The sequence below is a fragment of the Microvirga rosea genome, from assembly GCF_020595095.1.
GTDB classification, from domain to species: Bacteria; Pseudomonadota; Alphaproteobacteria; order Rhizobiales; family Beijerinckiaceae; genus Microvirga; species Microvirga rosea.
The window spans coordinates 397,390-410,356 of sequence record NZ_JAJDOP010000001.1 but is presented as its reverse complement, the minus strand read 5'-3'; the positions used below and the strand labels follow the sequence as shown (position 1 = coordinate 410,356).

The following is a 12,967-nucleotide window of genomic DNA, read 5'->3' as shown; positions in this document are numbered from 1 at the left end:
GGCCTTCTCTCGTGCTCTGAGAAGGTTTGCATTCGTTATCCAAATCAAGTAACGCCGTCAATAGACGCTCGTGAGTTCGTAGTTTTACGTTGTTCTAAACTGCGAATACATAAAGTCTTAAAACGTTACTTAATTTAGAACGCATCAAAACTGGAGAGAGCCGTGCAGAACCCGCCGTCGCGACCCAAGGGCGACAGGACACGAGAAGCCAAGGAAATCGAGGTCGCGAGCCTGATCGGCAGCGAACGCGAGGTCGTGCTGCTTCACCGGGGCGAGCGATACCGCCTGCGGGTCACGGCAAACGGTAAACTGATCCTCACCAAATAAGGCCTCCATCCGATGACGACGCTCTCCCGCCGCACATTCCTCTTCGCATCGACGATGCTGCTGGGCGCATCGCGCGCCGGCGCTGCCCCCGCACGCCGGATCGTCAGTATCGGCGGCGCCGTGACGGAAATCCTCTATCGCCTCGAGCATGAGGCCCAGATCGTGGGGGTCGACTCCACGAGCCAATATCCGGCGGACGCCCTGAAGACGAAGGCCAATGTGGGCTACGTTCGGGCGCTCGGTGCCGAAGGCGTTCTGTCCTTAAGCCCAACCCTGGTGCTCGCCGCCGAGGGAGCAGGCCCGCCCGATGCGCTGCGCCTGATTGAGCAGGCGGGCGTTCCGATCATCCGCGTTCCCGACGAACCGAGCCCGGCGGGTATTCTCAGGCGGGTCGAGGTGATCGCACAAGCGGTCGATGCCGAAGACCGCGGGGTGGCTCTGGCGAAATCCATCAACGAGGGCTTTGAACGGCTGACCGAGGAGAGGACGCGCGTCAAGCGGCCGACCCGAACCTTGTTCGTGTTGTCGCTCCAGAACGGGCGCCCCCTGGTTGGCGGAAAAGGCACGACCGCCGACGCCATGCTGTCCTTGGCGGGAGCGTCCAACGTCGCCTCCTCCCTGACCGGATGGAAGCCGCTTTCGGACGAAGGACTGATTGCCGCCGCCCCCGAGGCTATCGTCATGATGCAGAACGGACCCGGCGGCAATGCGCCGAACCCGTTCGGCCTGCCCGCTTTCGCGGCGACGCCGGCCGCGGCGCAGCGGCGTCTGGTGGTCATGGACGGCGTCTATCTTCTCGGGTTCGGACCCCGCACACCGGACGCCGCGCGCGATCTGATGCGCGCGCTCCATCCGGACCAGCTCGGACCCGCCCGGCCATGACGGCAGGCGCCATGAGAACGGGGACCGACGGTGCCGGAGAGCGGCGCTCATTGCGGGAACGCCCCGGGCTGGTATTCGCGTGTCTGGCGATCCTGCTCCTTCTCGTCGGCCTCGTGGCCCTGAGTTTGGGCGCAACGGGGGTTCCGGCGTCGCGGGTCTTCTCGATTCTGGCGGACATGTTCGTTGGACAAACAGGAACCGGAGGCGGTGAAACGCTCATCGTTCTGCAGGTGAGATTGCCGCGCCTGCTGCTCGGGATGCTGGTGGGTGCGGGCCTTGCCTCGTCGGGTGCCCTCATGCAGGGGTTGTTCCGGAATCCGCTGGCGGATCCCGGACTCGTTGGGGTTTCGGCCGGAGCTGCCGTAGCGGCAGCTGCGACGATCACCCTCGGCGATGCGCTGCTTGCGCCGCTCATGGGGCCGCTTCCCTTCGGGGCGCTTCCCATCGGTGCCTTCGCGGGTGGATTGCTGACGACGCTCGGCCTTTATCTCGTGGCAACGCGCGGCGGACGAACCTCAATCGCCACCATGCTGCTGGCGGGCGTCGCATTCGGCGCATTGTCCGGCGCCGTCATGGGCCTCTTCTCATATCTCAGCGACGACCGGCAATTGCGCGATCTGTCGTTCTGGTCCCTCGGCTCCTTGAGCGGCGCGACCTGGACGAAGATCATCGCGATCCTGCCCTTGATCCTGCCGAGCATCGTCGCGATGCCGTTTCTGGCCCGTGGGCTGAACGCCTTGGCGCTCGGCGAGGCCGAGGCTTTTCATCTCGGTGTCCCGGTGCAGCGGGTCAAGGCTCTGGCGATCCTGATCGTCGCCATCACGGTCGGAGCCTCGGTCGCCGCGGCGGGCATGATCGGCTTTGTCGGCATCGTGGTGCCGCATATGCTCCGGCTCATCGCGGGACCGGACCACCGGATGCTGCTTCCGGCCTCCGCACTCCTCGGGGCTGTGCTTCTCGTTGCCGCCGATACGGTTGCGCGCACGATCGCGGCGCCGGCGGAACTGCCGATCGGTATTCTGACGGCAACTCTCGGCGCACCCTTCTTCCTCTGGCTCCTGCTGCGTCGTCAGGGAGGGATCGCCCTGTGAGCGTGATCCTGGAAGCAAGAGACCTGTCCTACACGAGAAGCGGGCGCACCCTGCTCGACGGCGTCGATCTTGCCGTAAGAGAAGGCAGCCTTACGGTCGTTCTGGGCCCCAACGGAGCCGGCAAGTCGACCCTGGTGCGGATGTTATGCGGCGAGCTCGCCCCGACCCGGGGACGGGTCGTCCTGAACGGCGATACGCTCGCAAGCATTCCTGCGTGGCTGCTGGCCCATAAGCGGGCCGTCATGCCGCAAGCGTCGGACCTGACCTTTCCGTTCACGGCCTTCGAGGTCGCCGGCCTCGGTGTCGAGGGCCTCGGGCGGGGTTTGTCGCGGGCCGACCGGCACCGTCTTGCGCGCACCGCCCTCGAACATGCCGATGTGGCCCATCTTGCCGGCCGCAATTACCAGACCCTCTCGGGAGGGGAGCGCCAGCGGGTTCAGTTCGCCCGCGTGCTTGCGCAGCTTGCTGCGGGACGGACGGTGGAAACCCGGCAGGTGCTGTTCCTCGACGAGCCGATCGCGAGCCTGGATCTGAAGCATCAGCTCGCGGTGCTCGCGAAGGCGCAGGACCTTGCCAGAGAAGGCCTGACCGTCGTTGCGGTGCTGCACGATCTTCAGCTCGCCGCCGGGATCGCCGATGAGGTCGTTCTTCTTCAAAACGGTCGCCTCGTTACGCATGGGAAGCCCCATGCCGTGCTGACGCCCGCGTGCCTGACGGAGGTTTTCGGCGTTGCCCTCACGGGCACCGGTCTGCCGCCTCATCCATGGATGATCGCAAGCCCCTGAAGTGTCTTTCCTGTCCTGTATTGCCTGCCTTAGAAGATCCGCCTGACAGGCGTGGAGACAGGGCCCGAGCGCGGCATCGCGGAATCGTTTTCGAGGGCCCGGATCTTCTCTTCGACCAGATCGGCCAGAATGCTCTTCGCGTGGGACGCCCGCAGCATCACGACTGCATCCTTGATCTGCTTCAAATCCACGGGAGACAATGTTGTGGCTTTCCGGCTCTCATTGTTCCGATGAGATGTCATGGCTGATCCTTCGTGTGAGCCGACAGACCGGCAAAGGGACTAAGCGGAAGCGGCACTACCGTAGGCTCGGCAGAATGCCCTCTGCATTACAGCCAGGTTACGAGGCTGTAATGAAAGTCGTTCTTGCATGCGCGTGCTCGCATCCATTTCGGGAAATTGCATGGTTCACGGAGCAGCAAGGCATTGTCGGGCCGGTTAAGGCTGGCTGTAGTTCTCGGACCTGAGATGGAGATTCGGCCAGAGCCCCAGCCAGGCTTTGAGGCCGAAGCATGCGGTGCACAATCAGGAAATAACTCAGGTTAATTTCTCAACGAAATAACATCAAAAAATCTCCGCCGGATCCTGGAACAAGGACTAGCGCTTGGGGATTAAGCAGCCCCAAGATTCTTTTTGAACGCTCTTGATCACCAAGAATCCAATCAAAGCAAAGTCGCGTTGCATGCAGCGCGGCCGTTCGACATGTCCCCGATAGGAGTCCGAGCGTGGGCGAGGAGTTTCAGCTGAAAGCAACATCCGCGGACGTCGTGCATCTGCAGGAAAAACAAGATCCCCCGAAGGCGCAGGCACCGGATCGGGACCTCAAGCCCATGCGCGTGATCGAGAAGGGCGTTTATCGCGGGCCGCATCTTTACAGCCTCACCCCGATGATCCGTATCAAGCTCGACCTCGGGTCGCTTGAGCACCACCCCTCGAACCTCCTTGTCGATTTCACCGAGCGGCTCGTCGCCGTATTGCCGGGACTTCATCAGCACGGTTGCAGCTTTCATGAGCCTGGCGGCTTCGTCAGGCGCCTTGAGGAGGGCACATGGCTCGGCCACGTGACCGAACATGTGGCCATTGAGCTGCAATCGCTGATCGGTGCGCGCGTCACGCGCAGCAAAACCCGTTCGGTACGCGGAGAGCCCGGCGTGTACAACGACATGTATGCTTATGAGGAGGAAGAGACCGGCCTTCTCGCAGGTCGCTTGGCGCTCCAGCTCGTGGATTCTCTCCTGCCCGCCGCGTTGCGGGGCGTGCAAGGTCTGGGACGCATCTACGATGACGCGGATGAGCCTGCTCTCCAGGAAAGCTTCGCTCTGGACGCCGCCCTCAACGCTCTGAGGTATGTGCAGCGTCGCAAAGCACTGGGTCCGACGACGCAGTCCCTCGTTCACGAGGCCGAACGCCGGGACATTCCGGTCATGCGCCTTGACGACCAGAGTCTCGTGCAACTTGGCACCGGGCGCCACCAGAAGCGCATCCGCGCCAGCGTCACGAGCTTGACCTCGTCGATCGCCACGGATGCGGCGAGCGACAAGGATTTGACGAAAACGCTCCTTTCCGATTCGGGCCTGCCCGTGCCGCGCGGCGACGTGGTGCGCAGCGTCGAGGCTGCGGTAAGCGCGGCGGAATGGATCGGCTATCCCGTTGTGGTGAAGCCCCTCGACGGCAACCACGGACGGGGGGTCAGCATCGACCTCTCGACCCCCGAGGAAGTCGCGTCAGCCTTCGCGGAAGCGGCGCGACATTCCCGCCGCGTGATCGTCGAGAGCTGTTTCAAAGGGCGCGATCATCGCATTCTCGTGGTCAGTGGCGAGGTGGTGGCGGTCGCCGAGCGCGTTCCCGCCCACGTGGTGGGAGACGGTCGGCAGAGCATCGCGGAACTCGTGGAAGAGGTGAACCGCGACCCCCGTCGCGGCGACGGCCACGAAAACGTCATGACCCGGATCACGTTGAACGATCATGTGCTCGGTGTGCTGGCGAAATCGGGGCTGACCTCGGAGAGCGTTCCCGACGCAGACCGCATCGTGTATCTCTGCGACACGGCCAATCTCTCGACGGGTGGAACGTCGATCGATCGCACGGATGAGATTCATCCGGACAATGCGCTGATTGCCCGACGGGTGGCCCAGGCCGTCGGCCTCGATGTCGCGGGCATCGACTTCATTGCGCCCGACATCGCCCGGTCCGTTCATGAAACCGGCGGCGGGATCATCGAGGTCAATGCCGCGCCGGGATTTCGCATGCATCTGCAACCCTCCGAGGGACGCCCGCGCAACGTGGCACGGCCGGTGATCGACATGCTCTTCCCGCGCGGCGCGCCCACGCGCATACCGATCCTCGCCGTCACGGGAACCAACGGCAAGTCCACGACCTGCCGCATGATCGGCCACATCCTGCGGGCGCACGGGTTGAATGTGGGCATGACCTCGACCACGGGCATCTATGTGAACCATGATCGCGTGAAGGAGACGGATGCATCCGGCCCCTGGAGCACGCGCGTGGTGCTGCGTGATCCGACCGTGGACGTGGCGGTTCTGGAAGCCGCCCGAGGCGGGATCCTGCGTGAGGGGCTCGGCTTCTCCGCCTGCGATGTGGGCCTCGTCACCAATATCCAGCCCGACCATCTGGGTCTGAAGGGCATCGACTCGGTCGAGGATCTCGCCTGGGTGAAATCTGTTGTCGTCGAGGCCGTGCACCGCAACGGCACGAGCATTCTCAACGCCGATGATCCGCTGACCGTCGGCATGCGTCGCCGCGCCGGCGGACGGATCGGCTACTTTTCCCTTCGCCGGCGGGGCCGAGATGCCGGACATCCTGCGCCAGCATATCGAGGATGGCGGCCTTGCCGTGGTTCGCGAGGCCGGGCGCTCCCCGGGGGGCGAGATCGTGATCCACGATGACGGCGACAGCATCCATGTGATGCGCGCCGCCGAGATTCCGGCCACCCTCGGCGGATTGGCGGAGTTCAACGTGCAGAACGCCATGGGGGCCGTGGCCATGGCCTATGCACAGGGCGTCCCGGTCAACGTCATCCGCATGGCCCTGTCCACCTATACGAACTCCTTCGAGCACAGCCCCGGACGCCTCAACGTGTTTGATGGGCACGGCTTCCGCGTCATTCTCGATTATGCCCACAACCCGGCCGGATTGCAGGCTCTCGGCGACCTGATCCTCAAGATGCGCTCACGCCATCGGCGGGTGATCGGCATGATCAACATCCCCGGCGACCGCCGGGATGACGACATGCGCGAAATGGGAGCCTTGGCCACGCGTTATTTCGACGAGATCATCTTCCGGGAGGATCCCGCCCGGCGCGGCCGCAGGCCCGGCGAGATCGTGGCCCTTCTGGCGGAAGGCGCTCTGGCTGCCGGTTTTCCCGAAGAGCGAATCAAGCGCATCCTTGAGGAGGACGAGGCTGCGGATATTTGCCTGGGAATGGCGCAGCCGGGCGATCTCGTGGTGCTCACGCCCACGGACGTCGAGGCCATGTGGCAGCAGGTTCTCACCTACCGGTCCGGTACTCGCTTCGACGTCGAGGTCGAACGAACCGACGAGCAGGAAGATTCCTGGCGCAAGAGCGCGTGATTTCAACCCTGCGCAAGCCGAGGAGCGCCCTCACGCTGGGCTAACCGCGACTTGCGCCCCATCTATCCTGACGTCCATCCCGGCAACGCCCAGGAAAGTACGAAGATCATGGCGGAACGCGCGAGAAAAGGAGCCCGAGGGCCTCTCGTCATTATCGGTGGCGGCGAGGACAAGGAGGGGGAGAGGACGATCCTGCGGGAGGTCGCCAAGCACCTCGATGGCGGCAGGCTCGTCATCGCCACCGTCGCATCCCATGAACCCGAAGGCTATTTCGAGGCCTATGAGCGTGCTTTCGCCGATCTGGGCATCACGGATCTCGTCGAACTCTATGTGAAGGATCGCGCCGAGACTCTCGATCCGGACAAGCTCGGCATGTTCGACGGCGCCGCCGGGGTGTTCTTTTCCGGCGGCGACCAGTTACGGATCTCGAGCCAGATCGGCGACACGCCCATTGAGCAGCGGGTGCGTGAGATCCACGAGCGGGGCGGGCTCCTGGCGGGCACTTCCGCCGGTGCCTCGGTCATGAGCGAGACGATGCTGGTGAAGGGCACCAGCGGCGAATCCTACAAAATCGGCGATCTGCACATGGCGCCGGGGCTGGGATTTGTCCGCAACATGATCATCGATCAGCACTTTGCGGAGCGGGGGCGGTTCGGGCGCCTTTTCGGCGCCGTCGCTCATAACCCGCGTGAACTCGGGATCGGCATCGACGAGGATACCGCCCTTGTGTTCAAGGACGATCATTTCGAGGTAATCGGCAGCGGCTGCGTCTACGTGGTGGACGGCGCGGGCGTGACGCATTCCAACATTGCCGAAGCCGAGCCGGAACGTTCGCTGTCCATGTACGATCTCCGCCTGCATGTGCTGAGCGCGGGCGACGCCTTCAATGTCGCCAAGCGCCGCCCGGCCGAGATGCTGGACGTTCAGAAAAGCCACGCCATCGAGACCATTCAGGCCGCGACCTGAACCAGCCGGGCAGGCAAGTACGGTTGAATGAACAAACCAGTATGGCGCCAGGCTCCGGGCTGTTCCCCGAAGGCCTGGCTTATTTGCTCCGGCCGTGAGACTAGCCGATCATCTCCAGGACGATCTGGCGGATTTCCTCTCGGGAAAGACCTGTGGGCTGGGGCTTTGGCGCGAGCTTGACCTGGGGGGCGCTCTTTGCAAGCGAGTGCTTCTTTTCAGCAGTTTTCGTTTGAATAGACGTCGACATAAAAATCCTTTCGCCGCCTCGATGGGAGATCGAGCGGCAATTGTTGTGTTTGGAGCCATGGCTACGGTTCATCGACAGGCTTTGGCCTGTCCGAGCGGACCATGAAATGACAATCGATGGGAACGGAAAGCAGGCTCGGCGCTCAATCGGAGCTAAGGAGAGCAGGCCGAACATGTCGGTTGGATAAGTGCTATATGGATCAGTGAGCCTAGTTTCACAAGGGAAAACTGGCTAAATCCGGAATAATTCGTCAGACCCTGGAAAATAGCGGCCGACCGGCCTGCAAAACTTCTTCTGCGAGCCTGCCTTGTATTTGCCGCATGAGCGCACTAAATTGCGTTCATCGACATTTGGCCGGACAATCGGGCCGTTTCGCCTTGGCATGCTAGGCGCACGTTCAGACGCTCTCCCCAAACATCGACGAACCCGAGTACGAGGCCTGCTTTCGCGCATTCTCGTGCTCACGTGCACTGACACAGACATACCAAGGATATTCCCATGAACTCGGGCACCGTTAAGTTCTATAACGACCAAAAAGGCTTTGGCTTCATTCAGCCGGACAACGGCGACAAGGACGTGTTCGTCCACGCGACCGCTCTTGAGCGCGCCGGCATCCGTGGCCTTCGCGAAGGCCAGAAGGTGACTTTCGACACCGCTGAAGACCGCCGCAGCGGCAAGGTTGCCGTCAACAACATCCAGACCGCCTAAGTCTCTGGTCCTGACGACTGGCGTGGTTCGCTGCGCCTCTTGAAAGCCGCTCTTCCCGAGCGGCTTTTTTTTATTTTGCGCAACGAGAGCCGGGAATTGGCTTGAACACAACCGTTCCGGGACGTCAGCCACGCAGCCATCAATGGTGTCTTCATCCCGATGGATGGAACTTCTCCCGCCACTGGCTCTTTACCTTGGAGGACTTATTTTGACTTCGATTGGCCTCATGAGGTTGATCCGGCCATCTCAGCGGTCCCGAGACGCGTTTCCCCTGAGATCCTACTCTTAAGCCGAAAGCTTTTATTGACCGCATCGGTGCTCCCTTGCTTGTGCATAGCGGCCTGCATGAGCCTGACAAGGAAGGAATGCGCCATGGAAACCCATCGGTTCGCGGTTGGGGAAATCGTCCTTTATGCAGAGAAACGGCATTCCCACTTCATGTGGAAAGCTCCGTATACAATCGTTTCCTGCATGGAAACGAAAGCGTCCGAGCCACAGTACAGGATTGCTTCGGTTCATCGTCACGAGATTCGCATGGCAGGCGAACATGAACTTTGCCGGACACCGCAGCCCCGTCCAGCGGTCCAGCAATCCGGAGAACAATTGACCGAAGCCCTGTCCTGCCTGCAGCCAGCCAATCTGAATCTCAAACCTTCCGCTGAACGCCCTCTCGCGCCATGGTTTCGGCAGTCCGGAGGGACAGAGCTCCATGCCCAGCGCTTCTCCGTTTACCGATAGACTTCAGCAAACATGGCTTTCAACAGCCAGCATGGCTGCCGTTTTCTCGTTCATTCTGTTCATTGTGCTGTTTGCCTGGTGACAGCTCTTTCGGCGCATCTTGCCCTTAAAGACCACAAAAGGACCACATCATGTCAGCGCATCTCTATCCGTGCGGACAAAGCGTGACTTTTACCGATAAGCGATGCTTAGGACCATCTTGGAGCGGTGACTTCGTGATCATCAAGCATCTGCCTTCGGGCGATGAAGCTCCGCGCTATGAGATCAAGAGCATCGGCGAGGTTTATAGCCGTGTCGCATATGAGAACCAGCTCACTACCTCGTTCACAATGTTCAGATAAGAGATTAAAATCCCGAGGAGACAATCTCTGATGCAAGGGGATGGGCGCATCTTCCCGACTTTGCGTCATCGAACATGGACGCTTCCAATGATCAGGATAACGCCGAGCTGATACTGGCAGCGGGTTTTTCCTGGGTCGACGACATTGGCAAACGGTCCCGGCCACTGGAGCTTCTGACAGCGCAAGCAGGCTAATGTCTGGTCGGCCATTTTCAAAAGCGCACGAACCCAGGCCGTCTGTTCTCCAAACCCGTCCTGGGCGTCGAGCATAGGGCGCACAGATCGGCTTCTGGTGATTTACGTCTCAGGCGGAAATCAGCATCCGGTGCAGATGCCTTTCGTGATCTGTCTCATTTTGCGGTCCCGGGCACGCTCCAAGGCCTCAGCCTTGTCACGGGCCTCTCTGGCAATCGCGTTGGACCGAGCCGCCGGATCAGTGGGAGAAACCTTCACAGGTCTGGGATCGCCTGCCTCGGCTCTAGCCTTTTCCTCTGAATGCCCGGATTGTGGCAGGGCCAATAAACCCAATGCGGCGGCAACAATAAAAATTTTCAATGAAAGTTCCTCGTGGAGCCCTTTGCCGGCTCCTCCTGCCTCTATACACCGATATTTCCGGACTTGAACGAAGCTTTGAGGCCCACTCAGGGCCCAGTCAACTGATGTCCCGCGTCTAAATAACTGGCAGAGCTGCAAGAGTCACAAAACTCATCCCGCCTTTATTGGATCGCCGACTTGAAATAGACCTCTACTCGGCTTATCTTCCGATATCGATATCGGCCGGACATGTGGCCCTTTTCGCCTTTCTTTTCAGGCGCGCGCTCCTCTCTTCGAACTTCGAGAGCAACGCAGCTCGCTTCATCGCGAGGATCTGTGCATGTGCCCCTGAAACCCTGAAAGGAATTTCGGATGATCATCGGAAAAGTGAAATCCTACGATGAAGCGGAGGGGTTGGGTCTGATTCAGCCCGATCATGGCGGCCAGGCTGTTCTCGTCAATGGAATTGCGATCCAGCGTGCCGGTCTGTGCGACCTCGTCGAGGGACAGCGGGTTTCCTTCGAAACCGTCAGGGACCGTCGGTCGGGCATGATGGCCGCTCATAACATCGAGACGATCTAAACATGAACCGGCGCATCATCATCAGGCCGCTCCCCGACGGAGCGGTTTTTTCATGAAATTCTATCGCCAATAACCACAACAAGGAGGTTCGCATGAGCATGTTCCGGAAAAGCAGCCCTGCCAAGTCGGTCATCTTCGCCGTGAACTATGACGACGCCCGCACGGCTTATTTGTGGATCGACAATCCTGCAAAGGCCAGCGACAACCGCGCGGTCAGCTTGATCGCCCGTGCCCAACAGGAAAAAGGCTCTCTGCCTGAAGGCACCATCACCAGCATCAAGCGTGTCCGGTAAGATTAGGTGGGCAGCGAACGCGACTGTCCCATGCACGATCTCGACCTTTCCCATTCAAAAAAGATTCCAATGTCTTACAAGTTCAAAATCAAACAGATGGTCCGGCTGAAGCAGCCGGGCATTTCAGACAACCGGATGGACTCCGCGAGCGTTTACGAGATCGTTCGGTTGATGCCCGCCGATCAGACGGGAGAACTCTCGTACAGGATCAAATCCGGCATGATCGAGAGAGCGGTTCGAGAGAGCGAAATTCGCGGCGCCTGAGCCCTTCCCCGCTCGCCTCCCAAGAAAACGGATGGCGAGTGCACACACCCACCCTTAAAGATAGGACATCCATTGCAGGTTTTCGTCAGGGACAACAACGTCGATCAAGCTCTGAGAGCGCTCAAGAAGAAGATGCAGCGAGAGGGCATCTTCCGTGAGATGAAAGCGCGAAAGGCCTATGAAAAGCCCTCGGAGCGCAAGACCCGTGAAAAGGCCGAAGCCGTTCGCCGGGCGCGTAAGCTCGCACGCAAGCAGGGCATTCGCGATGGATTGATCGCAGCACCCAAGCGGCCTGCCAGAGATGCCCGCGGTCCGGGGCGAGGCGGGCGTCCCGGTGCGGCGCCGTCGGCCCCTGGAGCGGCGAGATAGCCCCCTCTCAGGCTTGCGTCACAAAGGTGCCGGAAGCCTGATGCGCCAAAGGACGGCCGCACACGCGGCCGTCGCGCCGAGAATCGTCGTGCCCAGACGAAGTTTCTGTTCCGTCTGGGCCTTTTGCAGTTCCGGGCTCCATTGACGAGCCTGGACGCGCAGGCAGCCTTCAGGCAGCGAGCGAAGCGCTGTCGATCACGAAGCGGTACCGGACGTCGCTCTTCTGCATGCGGTCGTAGGCTTCGTCGATCTTCTGCACGGGGATCATCTCGATATCCGCCACGATGCCTCTTTCGGCACAGAAATCCAGCATCTCCTGGGTTTCGGCAATGCCGCCGATCAACGAGCCGGCGATGGACCGACGCTTGAAGATCAGCGTGGAGATATCGGGCGAGGGATGCGGATTCTCCGGAACGCCCACAAGAGTCATCGTTCCATCCCGCTTCAGCAGACGGGTATAGGCGTCGAGATCGTGGCTGGCCGCGACCGTGTTGAGGATGAAATCGAAGCTGCCCGCGTGCGCCTCCATCTCCTCGGCATTTCGCGACACGATCACCTCGTCGGCGCCCAGTGCCCGGGCATCCTTGCGCTTGGAGTCGGATGTGGTGAAGGCGACGGTGTGTGCTCCCATGGCATGAGCGAGCTTGATGCCCATGTGGCCGAGGCCGCCGATTCCCACGATCCCGACCTTCTTGCCCGGGCCCGCTTTCCAGTGGCGCAGCGGTGAATAGGTCGTGATGCCGGCGCACAGCAGCGGCGCGACCGCGGCGAGCTGCTCCTGCGGGTGGTTGATCTTCAGAACGAACCTGTCCTTGACGACGATCCGCTGCGAGTACCCGCCGAGGGTATGGCCCGGGGCATCCGGTGTCGGGGAGTTATAGGTGCCGGTAAAGCCGTGCTCGCAATACTGCTCCTCTCCATCATCGCAGGAGATGCACCGCTGGCAGCTGTCCACCATGCAGCCGACGCCGACCGTATCGCCAACCTTGAATTTGGTGACCTCGCTGCCGACTGCCGTCACATGGCCGACGATCTCGTGGCCCGGTACGCAAGGATAGATGGTGCCGCCCCATTCCGAACGAACCTGGTGAAGGTCGGAATGGCAGACGCCGCAATACGCAATGTCGATTTGAACATCGTTGGGGCCGGGCTGGCGCCGCGCGATATCGATGGGCTCCAGCGGCTTGTCGCCGGCATAGGCGCCGTAGGCTTTGATGGCCATGCGGAAGATCCTTATCTGAGGGTGGGACA

The 12,967-nt window shown here is 61.2% G+C and carries 15 protein-coding genes; 12 read left to right on the top strand and 3 right to left on the bottom strand.

Annotated features, from left to right (window positions below; all coding sequences use genetic code 11):
• Positions 1-162: 162 nt before the first annotated feature.
• Genes hemP through LJD17_RS02020 form a run of 4 tightly spaced genes read left to right on the top strand, consistent with a single transcriptional unit; the run spans position 163 to position 3,085 of the window.
• Positions 163-327: a hemin uptake protein HemP gene (gene hemP / locus LJD17_RS02035; RefSeq protein ID WP_227382329.1), complete on the top strand. Its 165-nt coding sequence runs from the start codon at positions 163-165 to the stop codon at positions 325-327.
• Between the two features lie 12 nt (positions 328-339).
• Entirely contained in the window at positions 340-1,209 is an 870-nt protein-coding gene (locus LJD17_RS02030; RefSeq protein ID WP_227382328.1) for a heme/hemin ABC transporter substrate-binding protein, read from the top strand.
• 11 nt (positions 1,210-1,220) lie between these two features.
• The gene (locus LJD17_RS02025; protein ID WP_227382327.1) at positions 1,221-2,300 is read left to right on the top strand and encodes a FecCD family ABC transporter permease; all 1,080 of its coding nucleotides are present in this window, start codon (positions 1,221-1,223) and stop codon (positions 2,298-2,300) included.
• Complete coding sequence (locus tag LJD17_RS02020) at positions 2,297-3,085, top strand: heme ABC transporter ATP-binding protein (RefSeq protein ID WP_227382326.1); 789 nt, start codon at positions 2,297-2,299, stop codon at positions 3,083-3,085. Before LJD17_RS02025 ends, LJD17_RS02020 begins: the two co-directional genes overlap by 4 nt.
• A 29-nt stretch (positions 3,086-3,114) precedes the next feature.
• On the opposite strand, the gene LJD17_RS02015 is transcribed toward LJD17_RS02020, so the two are convergent.
• Positions 3,115-3,327: a hypothetical protein gene (locus tag LJD17_RS02015; RefSeq protein WP_227382325.1), complete on the bottom strand. Its 213-nt coding sequence runs from the start codon at positions 3,325-3,327 to the stop codon at positions 3,115-3,117.
• Between the two features lie 482 nt (positions 3,328-3,809).
• Between LJD17_RS02015 and cphA the strand changes: the two genes are divergently transcribed.
• The 4 genes from cphA to LJD17_RS01995 all read left to right on the top strand — a co-directional run bounded on the left by cphA (position 3,810) and on the right by LJD17_RS01995 (position 8,596).
• Positions 3,810-5,990, top strand: coding sequence for a cyanophycin synthetase (gene cphA, locus LJD17_RS02010; protein WP_227382324.1), 2,181 nt, complete (start codon positions 3,810-3,812; stop codon positions 5,988-5,990).
• A complete protein-coding gene (locus tag LJD17_RS02005; protein WP_227382323.1) occupies positions 5,893-6,675 on the top strand; it encodes a glutamate ligase domain-containing protein in 783 nt (260 codons plus the stop codon). Before cphA ends, LJD17_RS02005 begins: the two co-directional genes overlap by 98 nt.
• A gap of 108 nt (positions 6,676-6,783) precedes the next feature.
• A complete protein-coding gene (locus LJD17_RS02000; protein ID WP_227382322.1) occupies positions 6,784-7,641 on the top strand; it encodes a cyanophycinase in 858 nt (285 codons plus the stop codon).
• Positions 7,642-8,386: 745 nt separating this feature from the next.
• Positions 8,387-8,596 (top strand): cold-shock protein, encoded by a 210-nt coding sequence (locus tag LJD17_RS01995; RefSeq protein ID WP_227382320.1) that lies wholly within the window; start codon positions 8,387-8,389, stop codon positions 8,594-8,596.
• Between the two features lie 1,144 nt (positions 8,597-9,740).
• Here the strand turns inward: LJD17_RS01995 and LJD17_RS01990 are convergent.
• Positions 9,741-9,944, bottom strand: coding sequence for a hypothetical protein (locus LJD17_RS01990; protein ID WP_227382318.1), 204 nt, complete (start codon positions 9,942-9,944; stop codon positions 9,741-9,743).
• Between the two features lie 636 nt (positions 9,945-10,580).
• Between LJD17_RS01990 and LJD17_RS01985 the strand changes: the two genes are divergently transcribed.
• The 4 genes from LJD17_RS01985 (at position 10,581) to rpsU (ending at position 11,716) form a co-directional block, all read left to right on the top strand.
• Complete coding sequence (locus LJD17_RS01985; RefSeq protein WP_227382315.1) at positions 10,581-10,790, top strand: cold-shock protein; 210 nt, start codon at positions 10,581-10,583, stop codon at positions 10,788-10,790.
• A 92-nt stretch (positions 10,791-10,882) separates the two neighbouring features.
• The gene (locus LJD17_RS01980) at positions 10,883-11,083 is read left to right on the top strand and encodes a hypothetical protein (RefSeq protein WP_227382314.1); all 201 of its coding nucleotides are present in this window, start codon (positions 10,883-10,885) and stop codon (positions 11,081-11,083) included.
• A gap of 69 nt (positions 11,084-11,152) precedes the next feature.
• Complete coding sequence (locus LJD17_RS01975; protein ID WP_227382899.1) at positions 11,153-11,347, top strand: hypothetical protein; 195 nt, start codon at positions 11,153-11,155, stop codon at positions 11,345-11,347.
• 72 nt (positions 11,348-11,419) lie between these two features.
• Positions 11,420-11,716 carry a 30S ribosomal protein S21 gene (rpsU, locus tag LJD17_RS01970; protein ID WP_227382312.1) on the top strand — a complete coding sequence of 99 codons (297 nt, stop codon included), beginning with the start codon at positions 11,420-11,422 and terminating at the stop codon, positions 11,714-11,716.
• A 169-nt stretch (positions 11,717-11,885) separates the two neighbouring features.
• On the opposite strand, the gene LJD17_RS01965 is transcribed toward rpsU, so the two are convergent.
• On the bottom strand, positions 11,886-12,938 hold the full coding sequence (locus LJD17_RS01965) for an NAD(P)-dependent alcohol dehydrogenase (RefSeq protein WP_227382310.1): 1,053 nt from the start codon (positions 12,936-12,938) through the stop codon (positions 11,886-11,888).
• Positions 12,939-12,967 lie beyond the last annotated feature (29 nt).

Bases quoted from the DNA above. Each gene is read 5' to 3' on its own strand.
- LJD17_RS02030 (WP_227382328.1), top strand. From the start codon at position 340: ATGACGACGCTCTCCCGCCGCACATTCCTCTTCGCATCGACGATGCTG.
- LJD17_RS02025 (WP_227382327.1), top strand. From the start codon at position 1,221: ATGAGAACGGGGACCGACGGTGCCGGAGAGCGGCGCTCATTGCGGGAA.
- LJD17_RS02015 (WP_227382325.1), bottom strand. From the start codon at position 3,327: ATGACATCTCATCGGAACAATGAGAGCCGGAAAGCCACAACATTGTCT.
- LJD17_RS02005 (WP_227382323.1), top strand. From the start codon at position 5,893: ATGCCGGACATCCTGCGCCAGCATATCGAGGATGGCGGCCTTGCCGTG.
- LJD17_RS02000 (WP_227382322.1), top strand. From the start codon at position 6,784: ATGGCGGAACGCGCGAGAAAAGGAGCCCGAGGGCCTCTCGTCATTATC.
- LJD17_RS01995 (WP_227382320.1), top strand. From the start codon at position 8,387: ATGAACTCGGGCACCGTTAAGTTCTATAACGACCAAAAAGGCTTTGGC.
- LJD17_RS01990 (WP_227382318.1), bottom strand. From the start codon at position 9,944: ATGCTCGACGCCCAGGACGGGTTTGGAGAACAGACGGCCTGGGTTCGT.
- LJD17_RS01985 (WP_227382315.1), top strand. From the start codon at position 10,581: ATGATCATCGGAAAAGTGAAATCCTACGATGAAGCGGAGGGGTTGGGT.
- LJD17_RS01980 (WP_227382314.1), top strand. From the start codon at position 10,883: ATGAGCATGTTCCGGAAAAGCAGCCCTGCCAAGTCGGTCATCTTCGCC.
- LJD17_RS01975 (WP_227382899.1), top strand. From the start codon at position 11,153: ATGTCTTACAAGTTCAAAATCAAACAGATGGTCCGGCTGAAGCAGCCG.
- LJD17_RS01965 (WP_227382310.1), bottom strand. From the start codon at position 12,938: ATGGCCATCAAAGCCTACGGCGCCTATGCCGGCGACAAGCCGCTGGAG.